Origin of the sequence: Rhodococcus sp. RS1C4 (assembly GCF_002258225.1) — a bacterium.
Taxonomy (GTDB): Bacteria; Actinomycetota; Actinomycetes; order Mycobacteriales; family Mycobacteriaceae; genus Rhodococcoides; species Rhodococcoides fascians_E.
This window is the reverse complement of record NZ_NOXZ01000031.1, coordinates 39,684-65,643: the sequence shown is the minus strand read 5'-3', so window position 1 is coordinate 65,643 and position 25,960 is coordinate 39,684. Positions and strand designations below refer to the sequence as shown.

Sequence of the window (25,960 nt, the reverse complement as noted above, 5' to 3'; positions counted from 1 at the left end):
TCGCCCAGGATCTTCGTCGGAGGACGTGACGACGGGAGAATCATCGCCACCCTAGGTGAGGGCGCGTGCCGCGTGGGCGAGGGTGGTCACGGCGTCCCAATCTTCGGCAGCGAGAACGGGCGCCGGGGTGATCCATGACCCTCCGACGCATCCGACGTTCGGCAGCGACAGGTACGTCGACGCATTGGCCGTGGAGATCCCGCCCGTCGGGCAGAAGCGGGCCGCTGGAACGGGTGAGTGGATCGACTTCAGGAAGTTCGCGCCGCCCGACGCCTCGGCCGGGAAGAACTTCAGGTCGGTGTAGCCGGCTTCCAGCAGGGCGAGCACCTCGGACACGGTGGCGGCACCGGGTAGGTGGGGCAGACCGGTGTCGCGCATCGCCTGTGTCAACCCTGGTGTGCTGCCGGGTGAGACGAGGAACTGCGCGCCGGCGTCGGATGCCTGCTTCGCCTGGCCGGGCGTGACGATCGTGCCCGCACCGAGAAGGATCTCGGGCACCTCGGCGGCAATGCGTTCGATCGCGTCGAGGGCCACCGGGGTGCGCAGGGTGAGTTCGATGACGGGCAGGCCGCCGGCGACGAGGGCGCGGGCGATCGGCACGGCGTGGTCGAGATTTTCGACCACCACCACGGGGATGACGGGTACGCGGTCCAGCAGGGATTCGGTCATGTGTAGTCCTTCTTCTGTGCGTCGGGTCTTCTGAACGGCGGAACTGTCAGCGCATCACGAACATGGCGCCTTCGTCGGCGGGGCCGACAAGAGCGCGCATGCCGGAGAACAGGTCTCGGCCGGTGGAGACCCACTCGTCCTGCGCCGGCGCCCGGCCGGTGACCACTCTGACCTCGAAGTCCGCAAGTGGCACGTCGATGTCGAGCGTTCCGGCGACGGAGTCGAGGGTGATCATGTCACCGTCCTCGATCTTCGCGATCGCACCCCCACTGGCTGCTTCGGGCGTGAGATGAATTGCTGCAGGAACTTTCCCGGACGCTCCGGACATGCGCCCGTCGGTGATGAGCGCGACGCGGTAGCCGCGATCCTGCAGGATTCCCAAGGCCGGCGTCAGCTTGTGTAGTTCAGGCATTCCGTTGGCCTGCGGCCCCTGGTAACGCAGCACTGCGACGAAGTCGCCTTCCAGATCTCCTGCGTCGAACGCTGCAAGGAAGTCCGCCTGGTCGTCGAACACCTTCGCGGGCGCGGTGACCACGCGGTGCTCGGCCGCCAGCGCGGAGGTCTTGATGACGCTCTTCCCGATCGGGCCGGTCAGCATCTTCAGGCCGCCGTCGGCGCTGAACGGTTCGTCGGCGCCGCGAAGCACACTGTCGTCGTGGCTCATTCGCGTACCGTCTTGCCACATCACACCCTCGCCGTCGAGCTTGGGTTCCTGCGTGTAACGCCGAAGACCGAATCCCGCAATGGTTTTCACGTCGTCGTGCATCAGACCGGCATCGAGAAGCGAACCGATCACGAAACCGAGGCCGCCTGCGGCGTGGAAGTGGTTCACGTCCGCCTTGCCGTTGGGGTAGATCCGTGCCATCAGTGGCACGACAGCCGATAGATCCGACAGGTCTTGCCAGGTCAGCGTGATACCGGCGGCGCGGGCGATCGCAACGAGGTGCATGGTGTGGTTGGTCGAGCCGCCGGTGGCCAGGAGTGCAACACAGCCGTTGACGATCGCCTTCTCGTCGACGATTTCGCCGACCGGTGTGTAGTTCTCACCGAGATCGGTCAGACCGGTGACGACATGGGCGGCTTCGCGAGTCAGGGCGTCGCGCAACGGGGTTCCGGGATTGACGAAGGACGAGCCGGGTAGGTGCAGACCCATGACCTCCATCAGCAACTGATTGGAATTCGCAGTTCCGAAGAACGTGCACGTGCCACTGCCGTGGTACGACGCCGCCTCCGCGTCCAGCAACGCTTCTCGTCCCACCTTGCCTTCGGCGTAGAGCTGGCGAGCTTTCGCCTTCTCGCCGTTGGGAAGTCCGGAGGTCATCGGGCCCGCGGGGACGAACACGGCGGGCAGGTGGCCGAAGCTCAAGGCGCCCATGAGCATTCCTGGCACGATCTTGTCGCACACGCCCAGCATGAGGGTGGCGTCGAACATGTCGTGCGACAGCGCAATTGCGGTGGACATCGCGATGATGTCACGACTGAAGAGCGAGAGTTGCATCCCGTCGCGGCCCTGGGTGATGCCGTCGCACATCGCGGGCACTCCCCCGGCGAACTGCGCGATTCCGCCTGCTTCGATGACAGCGGCCTTGAGTGCAGCCGGGTAGGTCTCGAACGGCTTGTGCGCCGAGAGCATGTCGTTGTACGCGGACACGATGGCGATGTTCGGCTTCACCATGCCGCGCAGGGCTTGCTTGTCGGCTTTTCCCGACGCGGCGAAACCGTGGGCGATGTTGGCGCAGGCAAGCCGCCCGCGAGCGGGGCCTCGACTTCCTGCTGCGGCGATGCGATCGAGGTAGGTGGCCCGGGCGGACTGGCTGCGGGCTGCGATGCGGTCGGTGACCTGACGCAGGACCGGGTGGATGGTGTCCATGAGGTGTCTCCCTGTTCGGTCTTTCACGATTCAGACTAGAGGCACTTACGCGTCACGACAACCCAACTTACGTTTTTCAAAGTCCTAAGTCCGCGATCTTGCGTTGTTGCCGCAAAGGTTGCGGATTGGTTGAATGACGTATATGCGAATGTCACGTGCAAGTGCTCCACCTGCGACAGCAGGTGAGATGTTCGCGCTGATCCGTGACGGTGATGCCGACACCCGAGCGGACCTCGGAAAGACGACCGGCCTGTCGCGATCGGCCGTCGCCGCACGCGTCACTGCGCTCACCACACTCGGATTGATCGTCGAAACCGAGGACACTCTCTCGACCGGGGGCAGGCCACCTGCCCGGTTGTCGTTCGACGTCGACGCGGGAATCGTGCTCGCTGCAGCCATCGGCCGAAGTCGTTCACAACTGGGCGTGTTCACCCTCGGTGGCGAATTCCTCCTCGGCGACACCGTCGACCAGGAGATCGGCATCGGACCGGACGAGTTGATGCCGCAGATCACCAAGCGACTGGAAGCGCTCGTCGACGACGCTGCACGCAGTGATCACCGCATTCTCGGAGTCGGCCTGTCCATCCCCGGCACCGCGGACACCGCTCGTGGGTGCAGTCTCGACTCCCCGATCATGCACGGCTGGGACGGAGTTCCCCTCGCACCGTTCTTCGCCGACACGACCGACGCGCCGGTCTTTCTCGACAACGACGCCAACGCGATGGTGCTGGCCGAACGCCGCGACAACCGGCATCGATTCACGAATGCGCTGCTGGTCAAGGCGTCGACGGGTCTCGGCGCGGGGATTGTCGCCGGCGGCGAACTGCAGCGCGGATCGCTCGGCGCAGCAGGAGAATTCGGCCATACCAAAACCTCCGCCGCGGCCGGAGTCGCATGTCGATGCGGAGACAGCGGCTGCCTGGAAGCCATCGCAGGCGGCTGGGCACTGGTACGCGCATTGCAGGAACAGGGCAGAAGTGTCGGCCACATTCGAGGCGTCGTCGACCTGGCGGTGAGCGGCGACCCCGAGGCGCGTCGGCTCATTCGCGACAGCGGCCGCCACATCGGCGAGACGCTGGCAGGCGCCGTGAACCTACTCAACCCCGAGGTCCTCATCGTCGGCGGAGACATGGCCAAGGCCTACGACATCTTCGTCGCCGGGTTACGTGAGACCGTCTACGGAAATGCGACGGCACTGGCCACCAAGGCCTTGACCATTCAAGCGACAACACACGGCGACTACTCCGGTGTCATAGGTAGCGCGGCAATGGTATTGGACCAGGTACTGAGCGCGCGAGCGGTCGACGACGCACTGGGCGGCTGACGTCCGCCCACGGCGCTTCTCCCGTTCGGCGCAGGATCGGAACCATTGACCGCAGCTACACCGGAATGTGGCCGGGCTGTCACCAGGAGCGTCTAGGGTGATCGCTGTCACATTCGCGAATGCTGAAAGCGGTCCCCATGGCTTTGAAAGCGGCAGACGATCCGAACATCGAGTTGTTGAAGACCGATGCGGATCTGCCCCCGGTCGGAGTAGTCGACAAATCTCCGATGACTCCCGCCAAACGCGTCCTGTTCGTCCTCATCGGATTGCTCGGTGGTGTGGCCTGGACGGTCGTCGCGATCGTCCGAGGCGAGAACCCCAATGCGGTGTGGTTCGTGATCGCAGCGGTCTGCACCTACATCATCGCGTTCCGGTTCTACGCACGGTTGATCGAGCGTAAGATCGTCTTCCCTCGCGACGACCGAGCCACGCCTGCCGAGATCCTCGAGAACGGCAAGGATTACATGCCGACGGATCGGCGGGTGCTCTTCGGTCACCACTTCGCCGCGATCGCCGGTGCAGGCCCCCTCGTCGGCCCTGTTCTGGCCGCTCAGATGGGCTACCTTCCGGGCACGATGTGGATCATCATCGGCGTCGTGTTCGCCGGTGCCGTGCAGGATTTCCTCGTCCTGTGGATCTCGACGCGACGCCGGGGCCGCAGCCTCGGCCAGATGGCCCGCGACGAGCTGGGAGTGGTCGGCGGCACCGCGGCACTCATCGGCGTCTTCGTCATCATGATCATCATCATCGCCGTGCTCGCGCTGGTGGTCGTCAACGCTCTCGCGGAGAGCCCGTGGGGCGTCTTCTCCATCGCACTGACCATCCCCATCGCGTTGTTCATGGGCGTCTACCTGCGCTACCTGCGTCCCGGCAAGGTGTCCGAGGTGTCGTTGATCGGCGTCGTGCTGCTGCTGTTCGCCATCGTCGCCGGCGGCTGGGTCGCCGAAACCGAATGGGGCACCGATTGGTTCACTCTCTCGAAGGTCACCGTCGCCTGGTGCCTGATCGGATACGGCCTCGCCGCCTCGATCCTGCCGGTGTGGCTGCTTCTCGCTCCGCGTGACTACCTGTCCACGTTCATGAAGGTCGGCACCATTGCACTGCTGGCCGTCGGCATCCTCATCGCACGGCCCGAGATCCAGATGCCCGCGATGACGTCGTTCGCCACCGAGGGCAACGGTCCTGCGTTCTCCGGCTCGCTGTTCCCGTTCCTGTTCATCACCATCGCCTGCGGCGCCCTGTCCGGGTTCCACGCCCTCATCTGCTCCGGCACCACTCCGAAGCTGCTGGAGAAGGAAAAGCAGATGCGGATGATCGGCTACGGCGGCATGCTCACCGAATCCTTCGTCGCGATCATGGCGCTCGTCACCGCATGTGTTCTCGATCAGCACATCTACTTCGCGCTCAACGCTCCGGCGACGCTCACCGGCGGAACCCCGGAAACCGCGGCGGACTACGTCAACGGGCTCGGCTTGAGCGGCGGGGACATCACCGCAGCGGAATTGAGCCAGGCGGCATCCGACGTCGGCGAGGAATCGATCATTTCCCGCACCGGTGGTGCACCGACGCTCGCATTCGGTATGTCCGAGGTGCTGCATCAGGTCTTCGGCGGCGAAAGCCTCAAGTCGTTCTGGTACCACTTCGCGATCATGTTCGAGGCACTGTTCATTCTCACGACGGTCGACGCAGGCACGCGCGTTGCACGCTTCATGCTCTCCGACAGCATCGGCAACCTGCCCGGCTCGTCGGCCAAGAAGTTCAAGGACCCGTCGTGGCGACCCGGCGCATGGGTGTGCTCATTCATCGTCGTCGCAGCGTGGGGCGCAATCCTTCTCATGGGCGTCACCGACCCGCTCGGCGGCATCAACACGCTGTTCCCGCTCTTCGGCATCGCAAATCAGTTGCTCGCCGCGATCGCCTTGACGGTGGTCCTGACCATCGTGATGAAGCGCGGCCTGTTCAAGTGGGCCTGGATTCCCGGTGTCCCCCTTGCCTGGGATCTGATCGTGACGATGACCGCGTCGTACCAGAAGATCTTCTCGTCGGTGCCCGCCATCGGATACTGGGCGCAGCACTCCCAGTTCGTCGACGCCAAGAACCAGGGCCTCACCGAATTCGGCAGCGCCAAGTCCGCCGAAGCAATCGACGCCGTCATCAGGAACACGTTCATCCAGGGAACGTTGTCGATCATCTTCGCCGTGCTGGTCATCATCGTCGCCGCAGCCGGCATTCTGGTCTGCATCAAGGCTGTTCGAGCAGGCGGACTCCCGGACAACGAAGAACCCGAGGTTCCGTCGAAGATCTTCGGACCCGCAGGCTTCGTCCCGACCGCGGCAGAGAAGGAAATCCAGGGCGAATGGGACAAGCTCATCGCCGACGGCACCGTCCGCGCACCGGGTGCGGCGCACGCAGGGCATCACTGACATGCGCGGGCTTCTGTGGTGGATCACTTCGGTGATGGGCGACAAGGACTACGAGCGCTACGTCGCCCACATGCAGCGGGTCCACCCCGACGAACCGGTTCCGTCCGAACGTCAGTTCTGGCGGGACCGCTACGCCGACGCCGACACGAACCCCGGCGCCCGCTGCTGTTGAGGTGAACTGGCGTCGTACATGCGTGTCCGATTCCCGCTAGCGACTACAGGGGGCGCGGTGACACAGTGGAGTCCATGGAATTGGACTTCGACCGGTGTTACCGCGCCGTCTCGGCACGAGACACCCGTTTCGACGGGCAGTTCTTCACTGCCGTGCGCACGACGGGCATCTACTGTCGCCCGTCGTGCCCGGCGACCACCCCCAAGGCACAGAACGTCACGTTCGTTCCGACCGCTGCCGCCGCGCAGCACGAGGGATACCGTGCGTGTCGACGCTGTCAGCCCGACGCCACTCCGGGCTCACCGCGATGGAACATCCACTCGGATCTGACGTCGCGCGCCATGCGCTTGATTTCCGACGGCGCGGTGGAGCGCGGTGGCGTCGACGCCCTCGCCGATACTCTCGGGTACTCGACCCGGCAGTTGACGCGGGTGCTGACCACAGAGATCGGCGCGGGCCCGCTCGCGCTGGCCAGGGCCCACCGCGCCCACACGGCCCGCACCCTGATCCAGACGACCGACATGTCGATGAGCGACATCGCATTCGCATCGGGGTTCTCGAGCATCAGGCAGTTCAACGACACCGTTCGGGAAGTATTCGCCGTCAACCCCACGACGTTGCGCGACGAAGCGAATCGCCGAAAGACCATCTCGTCCAACGGAACCGTGTCGGTGAGACTCCCCTATCGGCAGCCGATGGACACCGGGTGGCTCGAGTGGTTCCTCGAAGGCCACGCGGTACCCGGCATCGAATCGTTCGAGAACGGCCTCTACCGGCGGTCACTGCGTCTCCCCCACGGTCATGCCGTCGTCGGGATGCGCTTCGTCGACGGGTACGTCGAGGCAACGCTGAGCCTGATGGACATGCGAGACCTCGCCCCCGCCGTCGCCCGGATCCGTCACCTGCTCGATCTGGACGCCGACCCCGAAGCCGTCGACTCCGCGCTGTCCGAGGACCAGGCGTTGGCGTCGAACATCGCCGCACACCGCGGGATGCGAGCGCCCGGCAGCATCGACGGTGAGGAACTGTTGCTGCGCACCATGATCGGGCAGCAGATCTCACTACGCGCCGCCGCCACCCACACCGCGCGCCTGGTCGACGCGCTCGGCGACCACATCGAGGATCCACTCGGCGGCACCGTCACGCGGTTGTTTCCCAGCGCGGCCGTCATCGCCGAACGCGGACACGAGGTACTCACCGGCCCGCGTGCACGGGTCAGTTCGATCATCGGGGTCGCCGACGCGGTGGCGTCGGGCAAGATCGTCCTTCATCCGGCCCGGCCGGCCGAGGAGCTGGAACGGGACTTGCTCGCGCTCAAAGGGATCGGCCCGTGGACGGCGCGGTACGTCGTCATGCGCACTCTCGCCGACCCGGATGTATTGCTCGACACCGATCTCGTCGTCCGCCAGGGCGCCGAGGCACTCGGACTTTCGCTGAAGGACTCGGACCGCTGGGCGCCGTGGCGGTCCTACGTCTCCATGCACCTGTGGAACATCGCCCTGACAAGGAGAGCAGCATGACTGCATCGTTCGCCACCACCGACACCCCGATCGGCCCGTTCACGACCGTCGTCGACGACGCGGGGTCGGTGCTCGCCGCCGGATGGACGGACTCGATCGACAATCTGGGCCCGCTGATCCACGCAAGTCTCCGGCCTACCGATCTTCGGCAGGCCTCGACGCTCGGCAGCGTGACCGCAGCCGTCGACGCCTATCACCGCGGCGACGTGCACGCCATCGACGACGTACCGGTATCGCAACAGTCGGGAGAATTTCTGGTCCACGCCTGGAAGGTTCTGCGGACAGTGCCTGCCGGGTCGCCGGTGACGTACTCGCAATTCGCGGAAATGGCCGGGCGCCCGGCGGCAATTCGAGGGGCTGCGTCCGCCTGCGCGCGCAATGCTGCCGCACTGTTCGTGCCGTGCCACCGAGTGTTCCGAATCGGCGGCGCGCTCGGCGGATTCAGATGGGGTCTGCCGGCGAAGGAATGGCTCCTGACACACGAAGCAGGAGTGGAGCCTGCGGAATGACCAGGGAAGCAGGAGTGGAGCCTGCGGAATGACCAGGCACGCAGGAGTGGAGCCTGCGGAATGACCGGTGGAGGCAGGAGTGGAGCCTGCGGAATGACCAGGCACGCAGGAGTGGAGCCTGCGGAATGACCGGTGGAGGCAGGAGTGGAGCCTGCGGAATGACCAGGGGAGCGGGAGTGGAGTCATGAAACGTTAAGGTCACTCGGGTGGATCGAACGATGCACCGAGCGGCGGGGCGACGGAAGGAACGTGCAGCGTGACGGACAAGACAGCGCCCGAAGTGAAACCGGGGCGTGATCGTGGCGACCTCATCGGTGTCGGCGGAATCTGGTTGGCGAAATGGTCGCTGATCCTGGTGTCCGTCTCGGCGGGTGCCTGGGTTCTCGGCTGGCTCATCTCGGCGTTGTGGGTGGTGATCCTGCCGGCTCTGCTCGCGATCATCGTCGCGACGGTCCTGTGGCCACCGACCAAATGGATGATGCGCGTCGGGCTGCCTCCGGCGTTGTCCGCGACTGCCGCACTCGTCGTGTTCTTCCTCGTCATCGGCGGCATCATCACGTTGATCGTGCCGTCGGTGGTGGACTCGGCACCCGAACTCGCTGACAAGGCGACCGACGGCGTCGCGCAGGTTCAGGATTGGCTCAAGGGCCCGCCGGTCAACTTGCAGGACGAGCAGATCGACAACGCCGTGTCGGCGATCACCTCGCGACTGCAGGACAGTGGCACCGCGATCGCCTCGGGCGTGTTCACCGGCGTCTCCGCTGCGGGTTCGATTCTCGTCACGCTCGCGTTGGTGCTCGTTCTGTCGTTCTTCTTCGTCAAGGACGGCGTCCGGTTCATTCCGTGGCTGCACGGAATCGCCGGCGGCCGCGCTGGTCGCCACCTCGCCGAGGTCCTCGCGCGTATGTGGGCGACGCTCGGCGGCTTCATCCGCACTCAGGCCATCGTGAGTCTGATCGACGCCTTCTTCATCGGCCTCGGCTTGGTCATTCTGGGCGTGCCGCTGGCCCTGGTGATGGCGACGTTGACGTTCCTGGGTGGCTTCATCCCGATCGTCGGTGCGTTCGTCGCAGGTGCGTTGGCCGTGTTGGTCGCGCTCGTCGCGAACGGGCCGACTACGGCACTCATCGTGCTCGTCATCATCATCGCGGTGCAGCAACTCGAAGGTAATGTGCTGCAACCGATTCTGCAGAGCCGCAGCATGAACCTGCATCCCGCGATCGTTCTGTTGGCGGTCACCGGCGGTGGTTCCGTCTTCGGCATCATCGGCGCGTTCCTGGCTGTCCCCGCAGCAGCCGTGGCAGCTGTGCTGATCCGCTACGTGTCGGAACAGATCGACAGGCACTCCAACGAATCAGACCGAGTGGAGCTCGAGGAACAGGCTCCGGACACGGAGGATCTCGTCACCGACGAGGACGGTGTCAACAAGGATTCCAAGGAGAAGAAACAGAAGGATCAGGACGCCGCGAAGAGCTGAAGCCTCGATCCCTCTCGCTCACGAATGACGTGCAGGCGCGTCGGGATGCGTTGACGCATCTCGTCGACGTGGCTGACAATGCCCACCACCCGGCCGCCTGCACGTAGTTCGTCCAGAACTCCCATCACCGATTCCAGGGTGTCGGCGTCCAGCGTGCCGAAGCCCTCGTCGATGAACATGGTGTCCAGGACGACACCGCCGCTCTCCGCTGCGACGACGTCGGCAAGGCCGAGTGCCAAAGCCAGCGAGGCCAGAAACGATTCACCCCCGGACAGAGTCTTCGCCGAGCGCACGGCACCGGTGTAGTCGTCGCGGATGTCGAGACCGAGCCCACCGCGTCGACCCCGCGATTCCGCCTCGTCGGAGTGGACGAAATCGTATCGGCCCGAGGACATTCGACGCAGTCTCGCCGACGCGGATTCCGCGACCTCCTCCAACCGCGACGCCAACACGTACGACCGGAGGGACATCTTCCGCGAGTTCTGACCGCGTCCGGCCACTACGTCGGCGAGTGCCGCGAGTTCGTCGTGCTTGGTCTGCATGGGCGCAGCACGGTCGATGGCCGCCCACAAGCCTGCCGTCAACTCCTCCAACTGTTCGGCCCGCCGCTTGCACTCGGCGTGCTCGGCAACGGCAGCATGCAAGCGTACTTGCGCGTCCTCGACGGCGACCCGCGCCGCCGCGGTGTCGACGGGGTCGAGGTTCGCGACGGCCGCGATCGCGGGTTCGGCGAGCACTTGCTCGGCGTGGGCGCGGATGTCGTTGGCTTGCGCGAGCTGCTTTTCGATGGACTGCGCCCGCGCCGGAGACACCACGGCGGCCGCAGCCTCGCGGGCAGTCGAGAAGCCCGACTCCGCGATCAGCGCATCCAGCCTTCGAGTCACGTCCTCCATGTCGAGGAGCGCGCGCGAAGCCTCCTCTCGCCGCTCGACGACGACGGACGACAGTGAGATGAGCGTCTCCAGCCGCTTCACCTCGGCGTCGATTCCCTCCGTCCCGTCGACGGCTGCGGCAATCGTGGCTCTCATCTGCGCCACGTCGTCGGCCATCTGCGCGGCCCGCGCACTCAATCCTGCTGCCGCGGCCTGCTCATCGGCTATCGCGGCGGCGAGTCTCTGATCCTCGCCGCGCAGGTGCGTCAGCCGTGCGTCCAGGCTCTCTCGTTGCTCCGCGGCCGTCCGTGCGGATCGGAGCGCTACGGAGACCTTGTCCAGGGAAGCGACCAACTCTGCGCTGTCACGGTCTCCCGATTGCTGAACCAGCACGTCGCGGGTACGCAGCAGGGCGGTGACCTCCTCCGCCTTCTTCTCGGCGATGGTTCCCGCCCGACGCTCGCTGGCTGCGGCGTCCGCCTCGTCGTCCTTGGTGACGGTCGACTCCTCGGCGCGGGTCGGCGCGGGATGCGACAGTGACCCACACACTCCGCACGGCGCACCGTCGACCAGGCTCGACGCCAACTCGGCGGCCATTCCGGACAGCCGTTGCTCGCGCAGGTCCAGGGTGTGAGCGCGCGCATCGTTGAACGACGCGACCGCTACGTGATGCGCCTTCTCCGCAGCAACGAGCCGCTTCCGAGTCTTCGCGAGTTCGATCGCTGCTTCCACGGCGCTCGTGATACGAGACCACTCTGCCTCGAGCGCAGGCACTTCGGCAGCCGCGTGCACGGCCGCGCGCAACGACGATTCGGCCTGAGCGATCTGCTCGGGCAGGACGTTGCGATCGGCGCGGTGAGCGCTCGACTTCTTCTCGACGGCTGCGTGCTCGGCCAGAAGAGACCGAGCCGATCTGTCCGCTGCGTCGGCCTTGCGCGTCAGCACACGAAGCTCTTCGAAGGCCGCGACCTCCGTCGTCCACTGCCGTACTGCTGCCGCGACGACGGCCCGGGCCTCGGGCGTGTCCGAGGCGTCGGGCGACCGATCCACCGCCAGGGCGTCGAGCACGACGGTCGATCCTTCGGTGCGCTCGAACAGCGTTCGGACGGAGTCGAATTCCCGCGTCGCGGCCTCGCTCGCCGAGGTGATACGCGCGCAGTCCGCGGCAAGAGCTGCGATGGGGCCTGCCGCTGCGGATTGCTCCAGTTCCTTGGCGAGTGCGTCCCTCGCGGACGCGGCGGCGTGGAATTCCGCCAGCTGCTGCCGGGCCAGCTCTCTGCGTGTCTGCAGTTGCCGAGTTGCGTCCAGTGCCGCGAGTTCTTTGGTTGCCGACTCGGACACCTCACGGGCGAGGGCCAGCGTGCGCGCAGCGTCCACCGATGCGTGCCGCGCCGATTCGAGAACGTCGCCCGCCCACTCCACCGGCGGTCGATCCAGCTCCTCCGCCACGCCCGACGCCGTGGAAATCTGCCCCAGTAGTTTGTCCGTTGCAATCCGGCTCGATTCGAGAGCCGCGGCGCTGGTACGACGTTGCTCCGCGAACCATTCCTCGATGTCACCGAACCGTGCCGTGTCGAACAATCGCTCGAGCAAGTTGCCGCGCTCGTCGCTGTCCGCCCGGAGGAACCGGGCGAACTCACCCTGGGGAAGCAACACCACCTGGAAGAACTGATCCGCACTCATACCAAGAGCCGCGCCGACGGCGTCGCCGATCTCGTCCAGCCGCGTCAAGTTCTGACTCTTGCCGTCCAGCCACGTCATCGACGCCTTGGCGTTCTGCTTCGTGGTGCCCGTTCCGCGCTTCTTCGGGCGGTGGAACTCCGGGCTGCGAACGATGCGAATCCGCCTGCCGCCCAACGTCGCTTCCAATGTGACCGTGGGGACGGCGCCGATCTCCGCGTGATCGGACAGCAGACGCTTGCCTTCTTTCCTGGCACCGGGCACCGTCCCGTACAGGGCGAACGCAACGGCGTCGAGCACAGTGGTCTTGCCGGCGCCGGTACGACCGTGCAGCAGAAAAAGCCCGTCTGCTCCGAGAGCGTCGAAATCCACTTTCTCCGTACCGGCGAACGGCCCGAATGCAGTGATCTCCAGAGAATGCAGCCTCACGCGGACTTCCCGAACAGCTCGTACTGGCCGGTCGCCTCGTCGGCTGTGACCTCGTCTCGCTGAACGCTGGCCAGGGCGCGTTCGAGCAAGCGGATCTCCGACGCACTGGGCGCGCTGCGCATGTCCGTCACGAACGAGGCCATGATCTCGCTGTCGGTCCGGCCGCGCACGCGGTCACGGTAGCGAACAGTGGAATCGTCTGCGGGACGCTTCCATTCGAGGTGAATTGCATGGGGAAACCTCGTCTGCAAGGAACGCATCGCGTCGACCGGCCGTACGGCGTCGGTCAGCACGGCAGAGACGTAATGATCCTCGGCCTCGGTGAAGCGATCGTCGGTGAGCAGTTCCTCGACCGTCCCCTGGACCTGGCTCAGTCCGCGAACGATGGGAAGGTCCACGCGTTCGACGTCGGCGAGACCCTGAGCGTCGAGATCGAGAATCCAGACGGCCTTACGGTGGCTGCGCTCGCCGAACGAATACGGCAGCGGCGACCCGGAGTAGCGGACCCGGTCCGTCAGAGTCTGCGGAGAATGCAGGTGACCCAGCGCCACGTAGTCCACACCGTCGAACGCCGATGCCGGCGCCGTCTCCACCCCGCCGACGGAGATCGACCGTTCCGAGCCGGTTGCTTCCCCGCCGACGACGAACGCGTGCGCCAGTACGACCGACCGCACCGCATCACCGTTGCTGCGTCTCTGCTCCAGGTCTGCCGTCACTCGACTCATCGCGGCCTCGAGCACCTCGGCGTGGCTACGTGCGCCCGGGATGTCGAGCTCGCCGCGGGTGGTCTCCGGCTCGAGATACGGGATGCCGTAGAACGCGACGGGGCCGAACCGGTCCTCGAGCAGCACCGGTGTGCCCACCTCGGACACGCGGGTCATCAGATGCAACCCGCCTGCAGCGGCGAACGCGGACCCAGCGCCCAGGCGTGCAGGCGAATCGTGGTTGCCCGACGTCGCGACGATGACCGCTCCCGCGGCACGGATGGCCTCGAGCCCGCGGTTGCACACGAGCACAGCGTCGGCGCTGGGCACCGCCCTGTCGTAGATGTCGCCCGGCACGACGACGACGTCCACAGTGCGCTCGGCAACCAGATCTGCAATGGCGCTCAACGCAGCAGCCTGGTCGGCAAGCAGATCGGTGCCGTGAAACGTGCGGCCGATGTGCCAGTCCGACGTGTGCAGGATCCTCATGGAACAAGACGCTAACTTCACCTACCGACAAACTCCGTGACGTGGCGCGGCCTGTCGGCGGGAGTGGAGCCTGCGGAACGACCCGGGGGGCGGGAGTGGAGCGTCCGGCGGAACTGTGTGCCGCAATCGTCGGACTGCGGAACGACCTACAGGGTCGGGAGTGGAGCCTGCGGAGCGGCGGGTGTGTCGGTGCCCTCGTGCATCATCGGCGTCATGAACGCTCTGACTGCCCTCGGGATGATGCTGGCGCTGCTCGTCGGGGCCGCCATCGGGTGGCTGCTGCACGCGTCCCGCACCGGGGATCGCGCGGTTCGAGCCGAAGCGCAGTTGGCCGCGTTGCGGGACAACGAGGCGCTTCTTCGTCGGTCTCTCGCTGCGGTGAACGAGGACTCGGCACGCAGACACTCGGGAGCCATCGGCCAGCAGGTCTCGCACCTCGTCGAGCCGTTGCACGACGCTGTCGACGCGTTGACCGAGCACGTTCGCCAGGTCGAGCACAGTCGCATCCGCGCCTACGCGGGGCTCAGCGAGCAGGTGACGGGTATGCACCGTGCGTCGGTGCAGCTGTCGACCCAGACTTCGCAATTGGTCACTGCGCTGCGGGCTCCGCAGATCCGCGGCCGGTGGGGTGAGATGCAGCTGGAGCGTGTGGTCGAGCTGGCAGGCATGGTCAAACACTGCGACTTCGACACGCAGGTCTCCAAGGACGGGATTCGTCCGGACATGATCGTCAGGCTCGCCGGTGGTCGGCAGATCGTCGTGGACGCCAAGGTTCCGTTCGCCGCCTACCTCGACGCAGCGCAGGAGGAGGACCCGGAGCGGCGCGGCAAAGCGATGACGCGTCACGCACGCCACCTCAGGACCCACGTCGATCAGTTGGCGGCCAAGGAGTACTGGCGTTCGTTCGAGCCGACGCCGGAGTTCGTCGTTCTGTTCGTTCCCGGAGACCCGTTCCTCGACGCAGCGTTGACATCCGATTCGTCGCTTCTGGAGTACGCCTTCACCCGGAACGTGATACTTGCCACCCCGACCACTTTGGTCGCGCTGCTGCGGACGGTGGCGTACACGTGGAAGCAGGAATCACTCGCCGAGGACGCTGCTCGTATCCAGCAGCTCGGACGCGAGCTGTACACCCGGCTCGGCGTCGTGTCCTCGCACCTCGACAAGCTCGGATCGCATCTCGGCAAGGCCGTCGACTCCTTCAACTCGACGGTGTCCTCGGTGGACGCACGTGTAGGCGTCACCGCCCGCAAGCTTCACGAACTGGAACTGTTCGACGCGGACGTCGTGGACGTGAAGCGGATCGATCAACGCCCGAGAACGTCCGATTCGTCGCACTCTCGGGGGCAGTTCGGTCATGTCAGCGACGCGGTGGGGTGAACAGCCGCTAACCTCGAGGGGTGTCTACCTCCCAACGTGCCCGTTCCGGGGTACCGCTGGATCAACGTTCAGCTCTCGCTTCCGTGCCCGGCGTCCCTGCTTGGGGGGCAGTGGCCATCGCCGTCGGCGCGACGTTTCTCGGTGTCGCCATCGATGCTGCACGCGGATCGGAACTGACGTCGGCTTTCGCGTCCTTCTACATCGTCGGCACCGTCGCTGCCGTCGTGCTGGTGCGCTACCGCGGGTTGTTCACCGCGATGGTGCAAGCACCGCTGATTCTGTTCGTCGCTGTGCCGCTCTCGTATCAGTTCATGATCGAGAACGCAGGGACGAGCCTGCGCGACATTCTGCTGAACGTCGCGATTCCGCTGGTCAACCGGTTCCCGCTGATGCTGCTCGGCACGGTACTTGCCCTTGCCGTCGGCGGGGCACGCATCTTCCTGAAGAAGCAGGCGAGCCACGCACCGGCAGGCGCTGCCAAACGAACCATCCGTGACCGAGCGCAGGAAACCCGCCAGCGCGCCCGTGACAACCGTCAGACGGCACAAGACAACCGCCGGGCGGCCCAGGACAGTCGTCGGACGTCCCGAGACGGCGGCCAGCGGACGCAGACCAGAGCTGCCGGGCGCCGGGGCGCCGACACTCGCGCTGCCCACGGCCGCGGCGAAGCCGTGACCGCGACACGTGCCGATGCAGGCGAGGGTCGCAGGAGCCGTCGCGAACGCGTCGACCCTCTGCTCGATCGGCCGGCCGCTGATCCGTACCGGCCAGCGCGGACCGAACAGCCTGCTGCAGATCCCGCGCGCCGACCCGTCCCCAGGTCACAGCCCCCGCGGGTTCCTCGGCCACCCGAGGTGGACCCGTACTCGGCCCCTCGCGCTGCCACACCGAGGCCGGCAGCTACACCCAGACCGACTCCGACACCCCGACCCGCTTCGCAAGGCGGCGCGCACATCCCGCCGCATCCCGTACCGCAGGTGCGCTACCGCGATCGCGGAGACGCCTGAGGCGTCGCGATCGGGGCTGACCGGAACCGGCTCAGGCCTTCGCCGGGCGCAGCTCGCGGGGAAGGGAGAACACCAAGGTTTCGTTGGCCGTGGTGACCGGTTGAACATCCCCGAAGCCGTGCTCGGCGAGCAATTCGATGACGCCCTGCACCAGGATCTCCGGCACCGACGCGCCCGAGGTGATGCCCACGGTGGTGATGCCGTCCAACCAGGCGGTGTCCACCTCCTTGGCGTAGTCGACGAGGTAGCTGGCGCGAGCGCCTGCCGTCAGTGCGACCTCGACGAGGCGCACCGAGTTGGACGAGTTCTTCGATCCCACCACGATGACGAGGTCGCACTCGGGTGCCATCGCCTTGACGGCGACCTGACGGTTCTGCGTCGCGTAGCAGATGTCGTCGCTCGGCGGATCCTGCAGCGTCGGGAACTTCTCGCGCAGGCGAGCAACCGTCATCATCGTTTCGTCGACACTGAGCGTCGTCTGGGACAGCCAGATCACCTTGTTCTCGTCGCGCACGGTGACGTTGTCGACCGAGTCGGGGCCGTCGACGAGCTGAACGTGGTCCGGAGCCTCGCCTGCTGTGCCCTCGACCTCTTCGTGTCCTTCGTGACCGATCAGCAGAATGTCGTAGTCGTCACGGGCGAAGCGCTTGGCTTCCTGATGCACCTTCGTCACCAGCGGGCAGGTGGCGTCGATGGTGCGGAGCTGGCGCTCGGCCGCCGATGCGTGCACAGCCGGGGACACCCCGTGCGCGGAGAAGACGAGCAGAGAGCCCTCGGGAACTTCGTCGGTCTCCTCGACGAAGACGGCGCCGCGGTCCGCCAACGTCTCCACGACGTGCCTGTTGTGCACTATCTCCTTGCGGACGTAGACGGGCGCACCGTGCTTCTCCAGCGCTTTCTCCACCGTCTCGACGGCGCGGTCCACCCCAGCGCAGTAGCCGCGTGGCTCTGCGAGGAGGACTCGTTTGGCACCGGAGTACGCAGGTGCGCCGTCGCCGGACGGACGTGCGATACCGAGATTCAAGGGAACAGCCGAAGACATGTCCCCAAGGATACGTGCCCGGCTCGGCTTCACCGGCCGAGCACAGCATGTCGGCTACCCAAACACTCGGAATTCAGGCACTCTGGTGCGCATGACTCGTGTTCCGTTCGCCGCACGCGTAGCTGCCGGTGTGGCCGTGACGGTCGTCGAAGAAGCTCGCAAACTCCCCAGTACTGCGATCACGCTTCCGATGACCGTCGTCAGCGAAGTTCTGGCGAGCACGATGCGCTTTCAGCAGCAAGTGACGGCGCTGGCCATCAAGGGCGATCAGGCGATCTCGTCGCTTCCGCTCATCGGGACACCGGATCAGGAGCAGCCGTCCTGGGCGGTGTTCGAGGACGACGTTCCCGGGGCCACCGACGGTGACGTCGACATCCCCGATCACGACGATGTCGCCGGCGAGCCGGTCGCTGCGTCAGGGCGCTTCGCGCTGTACTCGACGCCTCCGGAGGAGATCCAGAAAGACGACGTGCCGACGGTCGCAGCCGACCGTCCGGAAATCGTCGAGATGGTGGATTACGACACCCTCGCCCTCGCTCAGCTGCGTGCCCGGCTGCGGTCGCTGTCTCTCGCGGACCTCGAGGCCCTGCGTGAGTACGAGGATGCGTCGCTGCGCCGCGCTCCGTTTCTGACCATGCTCGACAATCGAATCACCACCGCGAAGGCCAAGTGACCGCAAGTACTGCAGAGGAGCCGTGGCCTGTCCGAACCGTCGCCATGAAGGTGGCGGGATGGATCGACAAGCTCGGCAGCGTATGGGTCGAAGGTCAGCTGACGCAGATCAACGCTCGGCCGGGTACACGCACTGCATTTCTCGTTCTTCGTGATCCGTCCGCGGACATGTCGCTGTCGGTGACGTGTTCGCCTCAGTTGCTCGACCGCTCCCCCGTCCCGCTCACCGAGGGCGCGCGGGTGATCCTGTACGGCAAGTTGTCGTTCTACACGGGCCGTGGAACCATTTCGTTGCGCGCCACCGACATTCGTGCCCTCGGCGTCGGCGAACTGCTGGCACGCATCGAACGCCTGCGGGCCCTTCTCGCCGCCGAGGGACTGTTCGATCCTCGCCTCAAGCGCCCGTTGCCGTTCCTCCCCCGCACCATCGGACTGGTCACGGCCCGCGCGTCGGCAGCCGAGAAGGACGTTCTCACTGTCGCCCGACGGCGTTGGCCCGCAGTGCACTTCGAGGTTCGCCACACCCCGGTCCAAGGGCCGACCGCAGTACCGGCGATCCTCGACGCACTCTCCGACCTCGACGGCAATGTCGACGTCATCATCCTCGCTCGCGGCGGCGGCAGCGTCGAAGACCTCCTGCCGTTCTCGGACGAGGCCCTGTGCCGTGCCATCTCGAAGGCCACGACCCCGATCGTCAGCGCCATCGGACACGAACCCGACAGCCCGCTCAGCGACCACGTCGCCGATCTCCGCGCCGCAACACCGACCGACGCGGCCAAGCTGGTGGTTCCCGACGCCGTCGCCGAACAGAATCTGATCGCCGAGCTGCGCTCCAGAACAGCTGCTGCACTGCGCAACTGGGTCCAACGCGAAGCACGTGCGCTCGAGATGATCCGACACCGGCCCGCACTGGCCGACCCCGTCGCGGGCATCGACCGGCGCAGCGAAGAGATCACCAGACTCGTCGACGCAGGGAGGCGCGACGTCCTGCGCGAGTTGGCGAAGCAGGAGACTCTCGTCGAACATCTGCGGGCACGTCTGCAGACGCTCGGGCCCGCAGCGACGCTGGCGAGGGGTTATGCCGTCGTCCAGCGCGTGGTGGCGGGCACCGATCCAGAGGTGTTGAGGTCGGTGGACGACGCCCCTCCGGGTACCCAGATCCGAGTACGAGTGGCCGACGGCGCAGTCACCGCCGCGGTCATGGGCAAAGTCAAATGAGAGGAACACCATGAGCGAGGAAACACCGGTCACCGAACTCGGCTACGAAGCAGCCCGCGACGAACTGGTCGACGTGGTGAAGGTCCTGGAGCAGGGCGGACTGGATCTCGACGCCTCGCTTGCGCTGTGGGAGCGCGGCGAACAGTTGGCCACCCGGTGCGAGGAACACCTTGCCGGTGCACGCAAGCGCGTCGAGAACGCACTCGCGCACATCGAGGAAGAAGAGAACTAGGGAGTGAGCGGCTCGGCGCTCGTCGTTGCGGCGGCAAGCGTCGTGAATTCCTCGGTGCTGCCGCTACCGGTCACCAACAATCGGACGTCACCCAGATCGGTGACCCATACCGCCTCGCTTCCCTCCTGGTCGTAGACGATCCACTCCGCACCGTCGATCGATTCGGTGCCCGACGCGTAGCGCGCCTCGCCGACGGCGAACGGAACGAGGACCTCCTCGCTCGCGCTGGACTGCGTCAACTTGATGTAGCGACCAGCGTCGGAGATGAAACCGACGTTGCTGACGTCGCCGCCCTGATCCCCCGCGATGGACTGGCGGCTGCCGGAGTTCGGAGTCCACCCTTCAGGCACCCGAGGGTTGCGGACCGGGAAGTTCAGCTCGGAGGCGTCGTACTGCAGGGCAGCGTCGACGTCGAAGTTCGGGATGGGGCCCTGCGTCGGTCCGCCGGGGCTGAGAGAGCACTGGGAGGCGATACCGGCGATCAGCAGACAGGCGATGACAAGCGGAATGAGGGACCACACCATGTCGCGGTTGTTGTTGAGGATCCGGGGTTTGCTGTTCGCCACGCCTCCAGTATCCCGCGAGAGCAGCCTGCGGAACGACCCAGGGTGTCCGCTGCATGCCAGCGCTCGGTCGGCGCATGCCCTAGCTCGCATGACGCGGCTCACGAATGAGATAATCGCGCCTGGGTAAGACCCCCATCTACCAGGAGGCTACAAACCGATGACGGCCAGCACCGAGTCCACTCGCGCCATGGCGCCAGATCGCAACCTCGCCCTCGAGCTCGTTCGTGTCACCGAGGCCGGTGCGCTCGCGTCGGGTCGCTGGGTGGGACGTGGCGACAAGGAAGGTGGCGACGGGGCCGCTGTCGACGCCATGCGTCAGCTGGTCAGTTCCGTCTCGATGCGCGGCGTCGTCGTCATCGGCGAAGGCGAGAAGGACGAAGCGCCGATGCTCTACAACGGCGAGCAGGTCGGTAACGGCAACGGTCCCGACGTCGACTTCGCCGTCGATCCCGTCGACGGAACCACGTTGATGGCCAAGGGCATGCCCAACGCGATCTCGGTGCTGGCTGTCGCCGAGCGCGGCGCGATGTTCGATCCGTCGGCGGTGTTCTACATGGAGAAGATCGCCGTCGGCCCCGAGTACGCCGATGTCGTCGATATCACTGCACCGGTCAAGGAGAACATCGCTCGGATCGCGAAGGTCAAGAAGGGCTCCGCATCCGACGTCACGGTGTGCATCCTGGACCGTCCGCGCCACGCCGAACTGATCCAGCAGGTCCGCGACGCCGGCTCCCGCATCCGCCTCATCTCCGACGGTGACGTCGCGGGCGCCATCGCCGCAGCACGACCCGATTCCGGCACCGATCTGCTCATCGGTATCGGCGGAACTCCCGAGGGCATCATCGCCGCCGCCGCGATGCGGTGCATGGACGGCGCCCTGCAGGGACGCCTCGCCCCGACCGACGACGCCGAGCGCCAGAAGGCCATCGACGCAGGTCACGACCTCGATCGCGTGCTGAACACCCGCGACCTGGTCTCCGGCGAGAACGTCTTCTTCACTGCCACCGGCGTCACCGACGGCGACCTTCTGCGCGGCGTCCGCTACGCAGGCGGGGGTGCACACACCCAGTCCATCGTGATGCGCTCCAAGTCCGGCACCGTGCGCATGATCGACGCCTACCACCGCCTCGAAAAGCTACGCGAATACAGTTCCGTCGACTTCGACGGCGACGAATCAGGGCAAGCTCCGTCGTTCTGATCCGGGTCGTTCCCGCAGGCTCCACTCCCGGCCCAGGGCGCGCTCACCCCTCCGCAACTTCAACTGGCAAAGTAAGGCTCATGACGCAGACAGACGAACAGCAGTACCGGATCGAGCACGACACCATGGGAGAGGTTCGCGTCCCCGTCGACGCGCTGTGGCGTGCACAGACGCAGCGCGCGGTGGAGAACTTCCCCATCTCCTTCCGCCCCCTCGAGCGCACTCAGATCCGCGCAATGGGCTTGCTGAAGGCTGCTTGCGCACAGGTCAACAAGGACCTCGGGCTGCTCGACGGCACCCTCGCCGACGCCATCATCTCCGCGGCAACCGAGATCGCCGACGGCAAGCACGACGATCAGTTCCCCATCGACGTCTTCCAGACCGGTTCCGGCACCAGCTCCAACATGAACGCCAACGAGGTCATCGCGTCCATCGCCAAGGCCAACGGTGTCGAGGTTCACCCCAACGACCACGTCAACATGTCGCAGAGCTCCAACGACACCTTCCCGACGGCCACGCACGTCGCCGCCACCGAGGCAGCCGTCACCTCACTGGTGCCTGCGCTGAAGCACCTGCACGAGGCACTGGCCGCCAAGGCGACCGAGTGGAAGACCGTCGTGAAGTCCGGCCGCACGCACCTCATGGACGCCGTGCCGGTCACGCTCGGTCAGGAATTCGGCGGCTACGCCCGTCAGATCGAAGCAGGCATCGAGCGCGTCGAGGCCACCCTTCCCCGCCTGGGCGAGCTGCCCATCGGCGGCACCGCCGTCGGCACCGGTCTCAACGCACCCGACGGCTTCGGCCCCAAAGTTGTTGCCGAACTGGTGAAGTCGACCGGAATCGACGCCCTGACCGCCGCGAAGGACTCCTTCGAGGCACAGGCAGCACGCGACGGCCTCGTCGAGGCATCGGGCGCACTGCGCACCATCGCCGTGTCGCTGACCAAGATCGCCAACGACGTCCGCTGGATGGGCTCGGGACCACTCACCGGCCTCGGCGAAATCGCCCTCCCCGACCTGCAGCCCGGTAGCTCCATCATGCCCGGCAAGGTCAATCCCGTTCTGCCCGAGGCAGTCACGCAGGTCGCCGCACAGGTCATCGGCAACGACGCCGCCGTCGCATTCGGCGGTGCATCGGGTGCCTTCGAGCTCAACGTCTACATCCCGATGATGGCGCGCAACGTCCTCGAGTCGTTCAAGCTACTCGCCAACGTCTCGGTCCTCTTCGCGGACAAGTGCATCGTCGGCCTCGAAGCCAACGTCGACCACCTCAAGACCCTCGCCGAGTCCTCGCCGTCCATCGTGACGCCGCTGAACTCCGCAATCGGCTACGAGGAAGCAGCCGCCGTCGCCAAGCAGGCTCTGAAGGAGAAGAAGACCATCCGTCAGACCGTCATCGACCGCGGGCTCATCGGCGACAAGCTCAGCGAGGAAGAACTCGACAAGCGTCTCGACGTCCTCGCCATGGCAAAGGTCAAGGACTAGTTTCGTCCGCTCCCTTCCGGCATGAGTGTGCCACCGCAACGGTCATACAGTTGCGGTGGCACAGTCATGTTCGGGGGGTCGAGCTCAGGCGAGGTGAGCTAGCTCCTCACGAGCTTTCTTGCCGTCGTCGCCGAGGTCGTCGCGGCCGAAGAAGTTCCAGCGCTCCAGAAGCGGCTTGAACACCTTGTCTCGCTGCTGGTCCTCGTCGTAGATGCCGGCTTCCGCGAGAGCCTCGGTGCTGTTCTTCTTGCTCGGCAGGTCGACGACGGGGATCGCGAAGCCGCTCACTCGATCCGCGATAGCACGAGCCATCTGGTCCGGTGCGACGCCGAACGCCTCGTTGACGACGTTGACGTAGAACGTTGCCTGACGGGTGTCGTCGGCCGCGATCTTGGTCAGGATCTTGCCCAGCACCTCGTCGCCGCCGAGGGCGACGGTGTTGGTGTTGCGCAACGCTGCCGCGGTCTCGTCGATGGCGAAGTGCGAGATGATGTCCAGGACGTGCAGGCTCGGGGCGCTGTAGCCCCTCGTCATTTCCTCCATGCGCACCCGTTCGAGCGCGACGGGGTCCACTGCGCGCGTCAGTACCAGGTAGTCGCGCAGCACGATGGCTTGACGGTTCTCTTCCGACGTCCAGCGACCCGTCCACTTCCACCAGGCGCCGAGGCCGGAGAGCGCACGAGCGAGTTCGCGGTGGTATGCGGGCAGATTGTCTGCGACCAGCACCCCGACGGTTGCGGACAGGATCTCCACATCGGACAGGTGCGACTGCTCGGGAGCCCAGTCCTCGCCGCCGAGGAACGCGAAGTTGCGGCCCTCGTCCCAGGGTGCGAAGTCGTGCGGATGCCAGTCCTCCGCCTCCTCGATGTGGCGGCTGAGGTTCTCTTCGACGGCTGGCTCGAGTCGAAGCAGCAGGTCACCGTCCGTCAGATTCGTAGACATACCAGCAACCGTAGCGTCTGGCCCGGTGAGCGCGGAGTAGTGCCCCGGACGTCTGTGAACTTTCATAGACTGCGGGCTCACGTCCTAGGTGAAGGAGCGGACCGAGTGATCGATACGACGAAGGCGAACGAGGTAGTGGAGGGCATGTTCGACGCCCTGAGGAACCGCGACGTCGAGAGGGTCGTCGACCGTCTCGACGACGCGGTGGTGTGGCACAACGTGGGATTGCCTCGGGTTCGCGGCAAGAGAAGGGTCGGCAAGTTCATGCGACTTCTCGCGAAACCCCAGTACGGCTTCGACGTCACCATCCACAACATCGCGTCCGACGGCGACACCGTGCTCACCGAACGAACCGACGTGCTGATCTGGCGGCGGCTGCGCATCGAGTTCTGGGTGTGCGGCACCTTCGAACTACGCGACGGCAAAATCCTCGTCTGGCGTGATTACTTCGACAACGTCGATTTCCTCAAGGGCCTGATCAGAGGCGCGCTCCGCGCGCTGTGAGTGGAAATGTAGGCCAGGGCCTACATTTCCACTCACGTCAGGCGCCGGCGGGGCCGAACTCTTCGAGCATTTCGGTCACCAGTGCCGCGATCGGGGACCGCTCGCTTCGGGTGAGGGTGATGTGCGCGAAAAGCGGATGACCTTTGAGCTTTTCGATGACGGCAGCGACGCCGTCGTGACGCCCGACGCGCAGGTTGTCTCGCTGCGCGACGTCGTGGGTGAGGACGACGCGTGAGCCGCTTCCGAGCCGGGACAGTACGGTCAGCAGCACGTTGCGTTCGAGTGACTGTGCCTCGTCGACGATCACGAAGGAGTCGTGCAGCGAACGGCCGCGAATGTGCGTCAGCGGCAGCACTTCCAGCATTCCGCGGGCAATGACCTCTTCCATCACCTCGGGGCTGGCGAGACCGTCGAGGGTGTCGAAGACGGCCTGGGCCCACGGACCCATCTTCTCGCTTTCGCTGCCCGGCAGGTAACCCAGCTCTTGACCACCGACGGCGTACAGCGGTCGGAACACGACGACTTTCCGGTGGGTTCGGCGTTCGAGGACGGCTTCGAGACCTGCGGTCAACGCCAGCGCGGACTTGCCGGTTCCGGCCTTGCCGCCGAGCGAGACGATGCCGATGCTCTCGTCGAGCAGAAGGTCGAGTGCGACGCGCTGTTCCGCTGATCGACCGTGCAACCCGAATGCTTCACGCTCGCCGCGGACGAGCTGGATCTGCTTGTCCGCCGTGACGCGTCCGAGTGCGCTGGAGCGTCCACCGAGCAGTCGAACACCGGTGTGGCACGGCATGTCCCGTGCACCGTCGAGGTCGATGACGCCTTCGGCGAACAGTCGATCGATGTCGCTTGCCTGCACGTCGAGCTCGGCCATTCCGGTCCAGCCCGACGGGACGACGTCGTGTGCGTGGTACTCGTCGGCGGGGAGGCCCACGGCACCTGCTTTGACGCGAAGTGGGATGTCCTTGCTGACCAGGACGACGTCCTTGCCTTCGGCGGCGAGGTTGAGGGCGCAGGCGAGGATGCGAGAGTCGTTGGAGTCGGTGCGGAACCCGACGGGAAGCACGGACGGATCGGTGTGGTTGAGCTCGACTTGCAGTGTGCCCCCGTCGGTTCCGATGGGAACCGGCTGATCGAGGCGGCCGTGCTCGACGCGAAGATCGTCGAGCATACGCAAGGATTCCCGCGCGAACCATCCCAATTCGTGGTGGTGGCGTTTACCCTCCAGTTCGCTGATCACGATCAGCGGAAGAACCACATTGTGCTCGGCGAACCGGATGACAGCCCAGGGATCCGACAGCAGAACCGAGGTGTCCAGCACGAATGTCCGAAGGGGGGCGGAAACGGAGCGTGAAGTGGTCACGTGGGGCTCCTACGTCCGGCGCGGCACCGCGCGGACATTTGTCGCTCGGCCGGTCGGTCCTGGCGTGTCAGATGACACGAGGGCCGGGTGCCGGCCCTCTCGCGCTCACTAGCTCAGTCACGTATCAGAACCTCCCGCACAGGTAGCTTCCCCGCTGCCTGTTACTGCCGACGGTACAGCCGAAACCAGCAATTGGCTCGGCGAGTTCAGGGCG

Annotated in this window: 22 protein-coding genes; 14 read left to right on the top strand and 8 right to left on the bottom strand. The window is 65.9% G+C overall.

The window, feature by feature from the left end; genetic code table 11:
• Positions 1-51: 51 nt before the first annotated feature.
• Both eda and edd read right to left on the bottom strand, forming a co-directional pair.
• Positions 52-669, bottom strand: a complete 618-nt coding sequence (gene eda / locus CH289_RS15350; RefSeq protein WP_020112628.1) for a bifunctional 4-hydroxy-2-oxoglutarate aldolase/2-dehydro-3-deoxy-phosphogluconate aldolase — start codon at positions 667-669, stop codon at positions 52-54.
• Between the two features lie 46 nt (positions 670-715).
• Positions 716-2,539: a phosphogluconate dehydratase gene (gene edd / locus CH289_RS15345; protein ID WP_020112629.1), complete on the bottom strand. Its 1,824-nt coding sequence runs from the start codon at positions 2,537-2,539 to the stop codon at positions 716-718.
• 148 nt (positions 2,540-2,687) lie between these two features.
• Between edd and CH289_RS15340 the strand changes: the two genes are divergently transcribed.
• The 6 genes from CH289_RS15340 (at position 2,688) to CH289_RS15315 (ending at position 9,964) form a co-directional block, all read left to right on the top strand.
• Positions 2,688-3,863 carry an ROK family protein gene (locus tag CH289_RS15340; RefSeq protein WP_020112630.1) on the top strand — a complete coding sequence of 392 codons (1,176 nt, stop codon included), beginning with the start codon at positions 2,688-2,690 and terminating at the stop codon, positions 3,861-3,863.
• 137 nt (positions 3,864-4,000) lie between these two features.
• A complete protein-coding gene (locus CH289_RS15335; protein WP_026347850.1) occupies positions 4,001-6,286 on the top strand; it encodes a carbon starvation CstA family protein in 2,286 nt (761 codons plus the stop codon).
• A gap of 1 nt (position 6,287) precedes the next feature.
• Entirely contained in the window at positions 6,288-6,458 is a 171-nt protein-coding gene (locus tag CH289_RS15330) for a YbdD/YjiX family protein (protein WP_442978572.1), read from the top strand.
• A 74-nt stretch (positions 6,459-6,532) separates the two neighbouring features.
• On the top strand, positions 6,533-7,978 hold the full coding sequence (locus tag CH289_RS15325; RefSeq protein ID WP_037158478.1) for a DNA-3-methyladenine glycosylase 2 family protein: 1,446 nt from the start codon (positions 6,533-6,535) through the stop codon (positions 7,976-7,978).
• The gene (locus tag CH289_RS15320; protein WP_020112635.1) at positions 7,975-8,487 is read left to right on the top strand and encodes a methylated-DNA--[protein]-cysteine S-methyltransferase; all 513 of its coding nucleotides are present in this window, start codon (positions 7,975-7,977) and stop codon (positions 8,485-8,487) included. Before CH289_RS15325 ends, CH289_RS15320 begins: the two co-directional genes overlap by 4 nt.
• Positions 8,488-8,743: 256 nt before the next feature.
• Positions 8,744-9,964 carry an AI-2E family transporter gene (locus tag CH289_RS15315; RefSeq protein WP_094728113.1) on the top strand — a complete coding sequence of 407 codons (1,221 nt, stop codon included), beginning with the start codon at positions 8,744-8,746 and terminating at the stop codon, positions 9,962-9,964.
• Here the strand turns inward: CH289_RS15315 and CH289_RS15310 are convergent.
• Together CH289_RS15310 and CH289_RS15305 are read right to left on the bottom strand one after the other, a co-directional pair.
• Positions 9,943-12,945, bottom strand: coding sequence for an AAA family ATPase (locus CH289_RS15310; protein ID WP_020112636.1), 3,003 nt, complete (start codon positions 12,943-12,945; stop codon positions 9,943-9,945). The genes CH289_RS15315 and CH289_RS15310 overlap by 22 nt on opposite strands.
• Complete coding sequence (locus CH289_RS15305) at positions 12,942-14,138, bottom strand: metallophosphoesterase family protein (RefSeq protein ID WP_020112637.1); 1,197 nt, start codon at positions 14,136-14,138, stop codon at positions 12,942-12,944. Before CH289_RS15305 ends, CH289_RS15310 begins: the two co-directional genes overlap by 4 nt.
• A 213-nt stretch (positions 14,139-14,351) precedes the next feature.
• Between CH289_RS15305 and CH289_RS15300 the strand changes: the two genes are divergently transcribed.
• The gene (locus CH289_RS15300; protein WP_094724317.1) at positions 14,352-15,518 is read left to right on the top strand and encodes a DNA recombination protein RmuC; all 1,167 of its coding nucleotides are present in this window, start codon (positions 14,352-14,354) and stop codon (positions 15,516-15,518) included.
• 20 nt (positions 15,519-15,538) lie between these two features.
• Complete coding sequence (locus CH289_RS15295) at positions 15,539-16,525, top strand: DUF6542 domain-containing protein (RefSeq protein ID WP_179276813.1); 987 nt, start codon at positions 15,539-15,541, stop codon at positions 16,523-16,525.
• Between the two features lie 31 nt (positions 16,526-16,556).
• Here the strand turns inward: CH289_RS15295 and CH289_RS15290 are convergent, their stop codons facing one another.
• Positions 16,557-17,567 (bottom strand): 4-hydroxy-3-methylbut-2-enyl diphosphate reductase, encoded by a 1,011-nt coding sequence (locus CH289_RS15290; RefSeq protein WP_019665461.1) that lies wholly within the window; start codon positions 17,565-17,567, stop codon positions 16,557-16,559.
• A 91-nt stretch (positions 17,568-17,658) separates the two neighbouring features.
• Between CH289_RS15290 and CH289_RS15285 the strand changes: the two genes are divergently transcribed.
• Genes CH289_RS15285 through CH289_RS15275 form a run of 3 tightly spaced genes read left to right on the top strand, consistent with a single transcriptional unit; the run spans position 17,659 to position 19,689 of the window.
• Positions 17,659-18,240: a lipid droplet-associated protein gene (locus CH289_RS15285; RefSeq protein ID WP_020112640.1), complete on the top strand. Its 582-nt coding sequence runs from the start codon at positions 17,659-17,661 to the stop codon at positions 18,238-18,240.
• A complete protein-coding gene (xseA, locus tag CH289_RS15280; protein ID WP_094728111.1) occupies positions 18,237-19,457 on the top strand; it encodes an exodeoxyribonuclease VII large subunit in 1,221 nt (406 codons plus the stop codon). The genes CH289_RS15285 and xseA overlap by 4 nt, the downstream gene beginning before the upstream one ends.
• Positions 19,458-19,467: 10 nt before the next feature.
• Complete coding sequence (locus CH289_RS15275) at positions 19,468-19,689, top strand: exodeoxyribonuclease VII small subunit (RefSeq protein ID WP_019665464.1); 222 nt, start codon at positions 19,468-19,470, stop codon at positions 19,687-19,689.
• Here CH289_RS15275 and CH289_RS15270 read toward each other — a convergent pair.
• On the bottom strand, positions 19,686-20,255 hold the full coding sequence (locus CH289_RS15270; RefSeq protein ID WP_020112642.1) for a DUF4245 domain-containing protein: 570 nt from the start codon (positions 20,253-20,255) through the stop codon (positions 19,686-19,688). The genes CH289_RS15275 and CH289_RS15270 overlap by 4 nt on opposite strands.
• A gap of 157 nt (positions 20,256-20,412) precedes the next feature.
• Here CH289_RS15270 and glpX point away from each other — a divergent pair, with 157 nt between their 5' ends.
• Both glpX and CH289_RS15260 read left to right on the top strand, forming a co-directional pair.
• The gene (gene glpX, locus CH289_RS15265) at positions 20,413-21,453 is read left to right on the top strand and encodes a class II fructose-bisphosphatase (RefSeq protein ID WP_026347852.1); all 1,041 of its coding nucleotides are present in this window, start codon (positions 20,413-20,415) and stop codon (positions 21,451-21,453) included.
• Positions 21,454-21,533: 80 nt separating this feature from the next.
• Positions 21,534-22,937: a class II fumarate hydratase gene (locus tag CH289_RS15260; RefSeq protein ID WP_019665467.1), complete on the top strand. Its 1,404-nt coding sequence runs from the start codon at positions 21,534-21,536 to the stop codon at positions 22,935-22,937.
• Between the two features lie 84 nt (positions 22,938-23,021).
• Here CH289_RS15260 and CH289_RS15255 read toward each other — a convergent pair whose 3' ends face one another.
• Entirely contained in the window at positions 23,022-23,879 is an 858-nt protein-coding gene (locus tag CH289_RS15255; protein WP_020112643.1) for an acyl-ACP desaturase, read from the bottom strand.
• 135 nt (positions 23,880-24,014) lie between these two features.
• On the opposite strand from CH289_RS15255, the gene CH289_RS15250 reads away from it, so the two are divergent.
• Entirely contained in the window at positions 24,015-24,383 is a 369-nt protein-coding gene (locus CH289_RS15250; protein ID WP_020112644.1) for a limonene-1,2-epoxide hydrolase family protein, read from the top strand.
• Positions 24,384-24,420: 37 nt separating this feature from the next.
• Here the strand turns inward: CH289_RS15250 and CH289_RS15245 are convergent, their stop codons facing one another.
• Entirely contained in the window at positions 24,421-25,746 is a 1,326-nt protein-coding gene (locus tag CH289_RS15245) for a PhoH family protein (protein WP_170947447.1), read from the bottom strand.
• Between the last annotated feature and the right edge of the window lie 214 nt (positions 25,747-25,960).

What these genes read in the sequence shown, in the direction of transcription:
- eda (WP_020112628.1), bottom strand. Translation starts at nt 669, where the DNA reads ATGACCGAATCCCTGCTGGACCGCGTACCCGTCATCCCCGTGGTGGTG.
- edd (WP_020112629.1), bottom strand. Translation starts at nt 2,539, where the DNA reads ATGGACACCATCCACCCGGTCCTGCGTCAGGTCACCGACCGCATCGCA.
- CH289_RS15340 (WP_020112630.1), top strand. Translation starts at nt 2,688, where the DNA reads ATGTCACGTGCAAGTGCTCCACCTGCGACAGCAGGTGAGATGTTCGCG.
- CH289_RS15335 (WP_026347850.1), top strand. Translation starts at nt 4,001, where the DNA reads ATGGCTTTGAAAGCGGCAGACGATCCGAACATCGAGTTGTTGAAGACC.
- CH289_RS15330 (WP_442978572.1), top strand. Translation starts at nt 6,288, where the DNA reads ATGCGCGGGCTTCTGTGGTGGATCACTTCGGTGATGGGCGACAAGGAC.
- CH289_RS15325 (WP_037158478.1), top strand. Translation starts at nt 6,533, where the DNA reads ATGGAATTGGACTTCGACCGGTGTTACCGCGCCGTCTCGGCACGAGAC.
- CH289_RS15320 (WP_020112635.1), top strand. Translation starts at nt 7,975, where the DNA reads ATGACTGCATCGTTCGCCACCACCGACACCCCGATCGGCCCGTTCACG.
- CH289_RS15305 (WP_020112637.1), bottom strand. Translation starts at nt 14,138, where the DNA reads ATGAGGATCCTGCACACGTCGGACTGGCACATCGGCCGCACGTTTCAC.
- CH289_RS15300 (WP_094724317.1), top strand. Translation starts at nt 14,352, where the DNA reads ATGAACGCTCTGACTGCCCTCGGGATGATGCTGGCGCTGCTCGTCGGG.
- CH289_RS15290 (WP_019665461.1), bottom strand. Translation starts at nt 17,567, where the DNA reads ATGTCTTCGGCTGTTCCCTTGAATCTCGGTATCGCACGTCCGTCCGGC.
- CH289_RS15285 (WP_020112640.1), top strand. Translation starts at nt 17,659, where the DNA reads ATGACTCGTGTTCCGTTCGCCGCACGCGTAGCTGCCGGTGTGGCCGTG.
- CH289_RS15275 (WP_019665464.1), top strand. Translation starts at nt 19,468, where the DNA reads ATGAGCGAGGAAACACCGGTCACCGAACTCGGCTACGAAGCAGCCCGC.
- glpX (WP_026347852.1), top strand. Translation starts at nt 20,413, where the DNA reads ATGACGGCCAGCACCGAGTCCACTCGCGCCATGGCGCCAGATCGCAAC.
- CH289_RS15260 (WP_019665467.1), top strand. Translation starts at nt 21,534, where the DNA reads ATGACGCAGACAGACGAACAGCAGTACCGGATCGAGCACGACACCATG.
- CH289_RS15255 (WP_020112643.1), bottom strand. Translation starts at nt 23,879, where the DNA reads ATGTCTACGAATCTGACGGACGGTGACCTGCTGCTTCGACTCGAGCCA.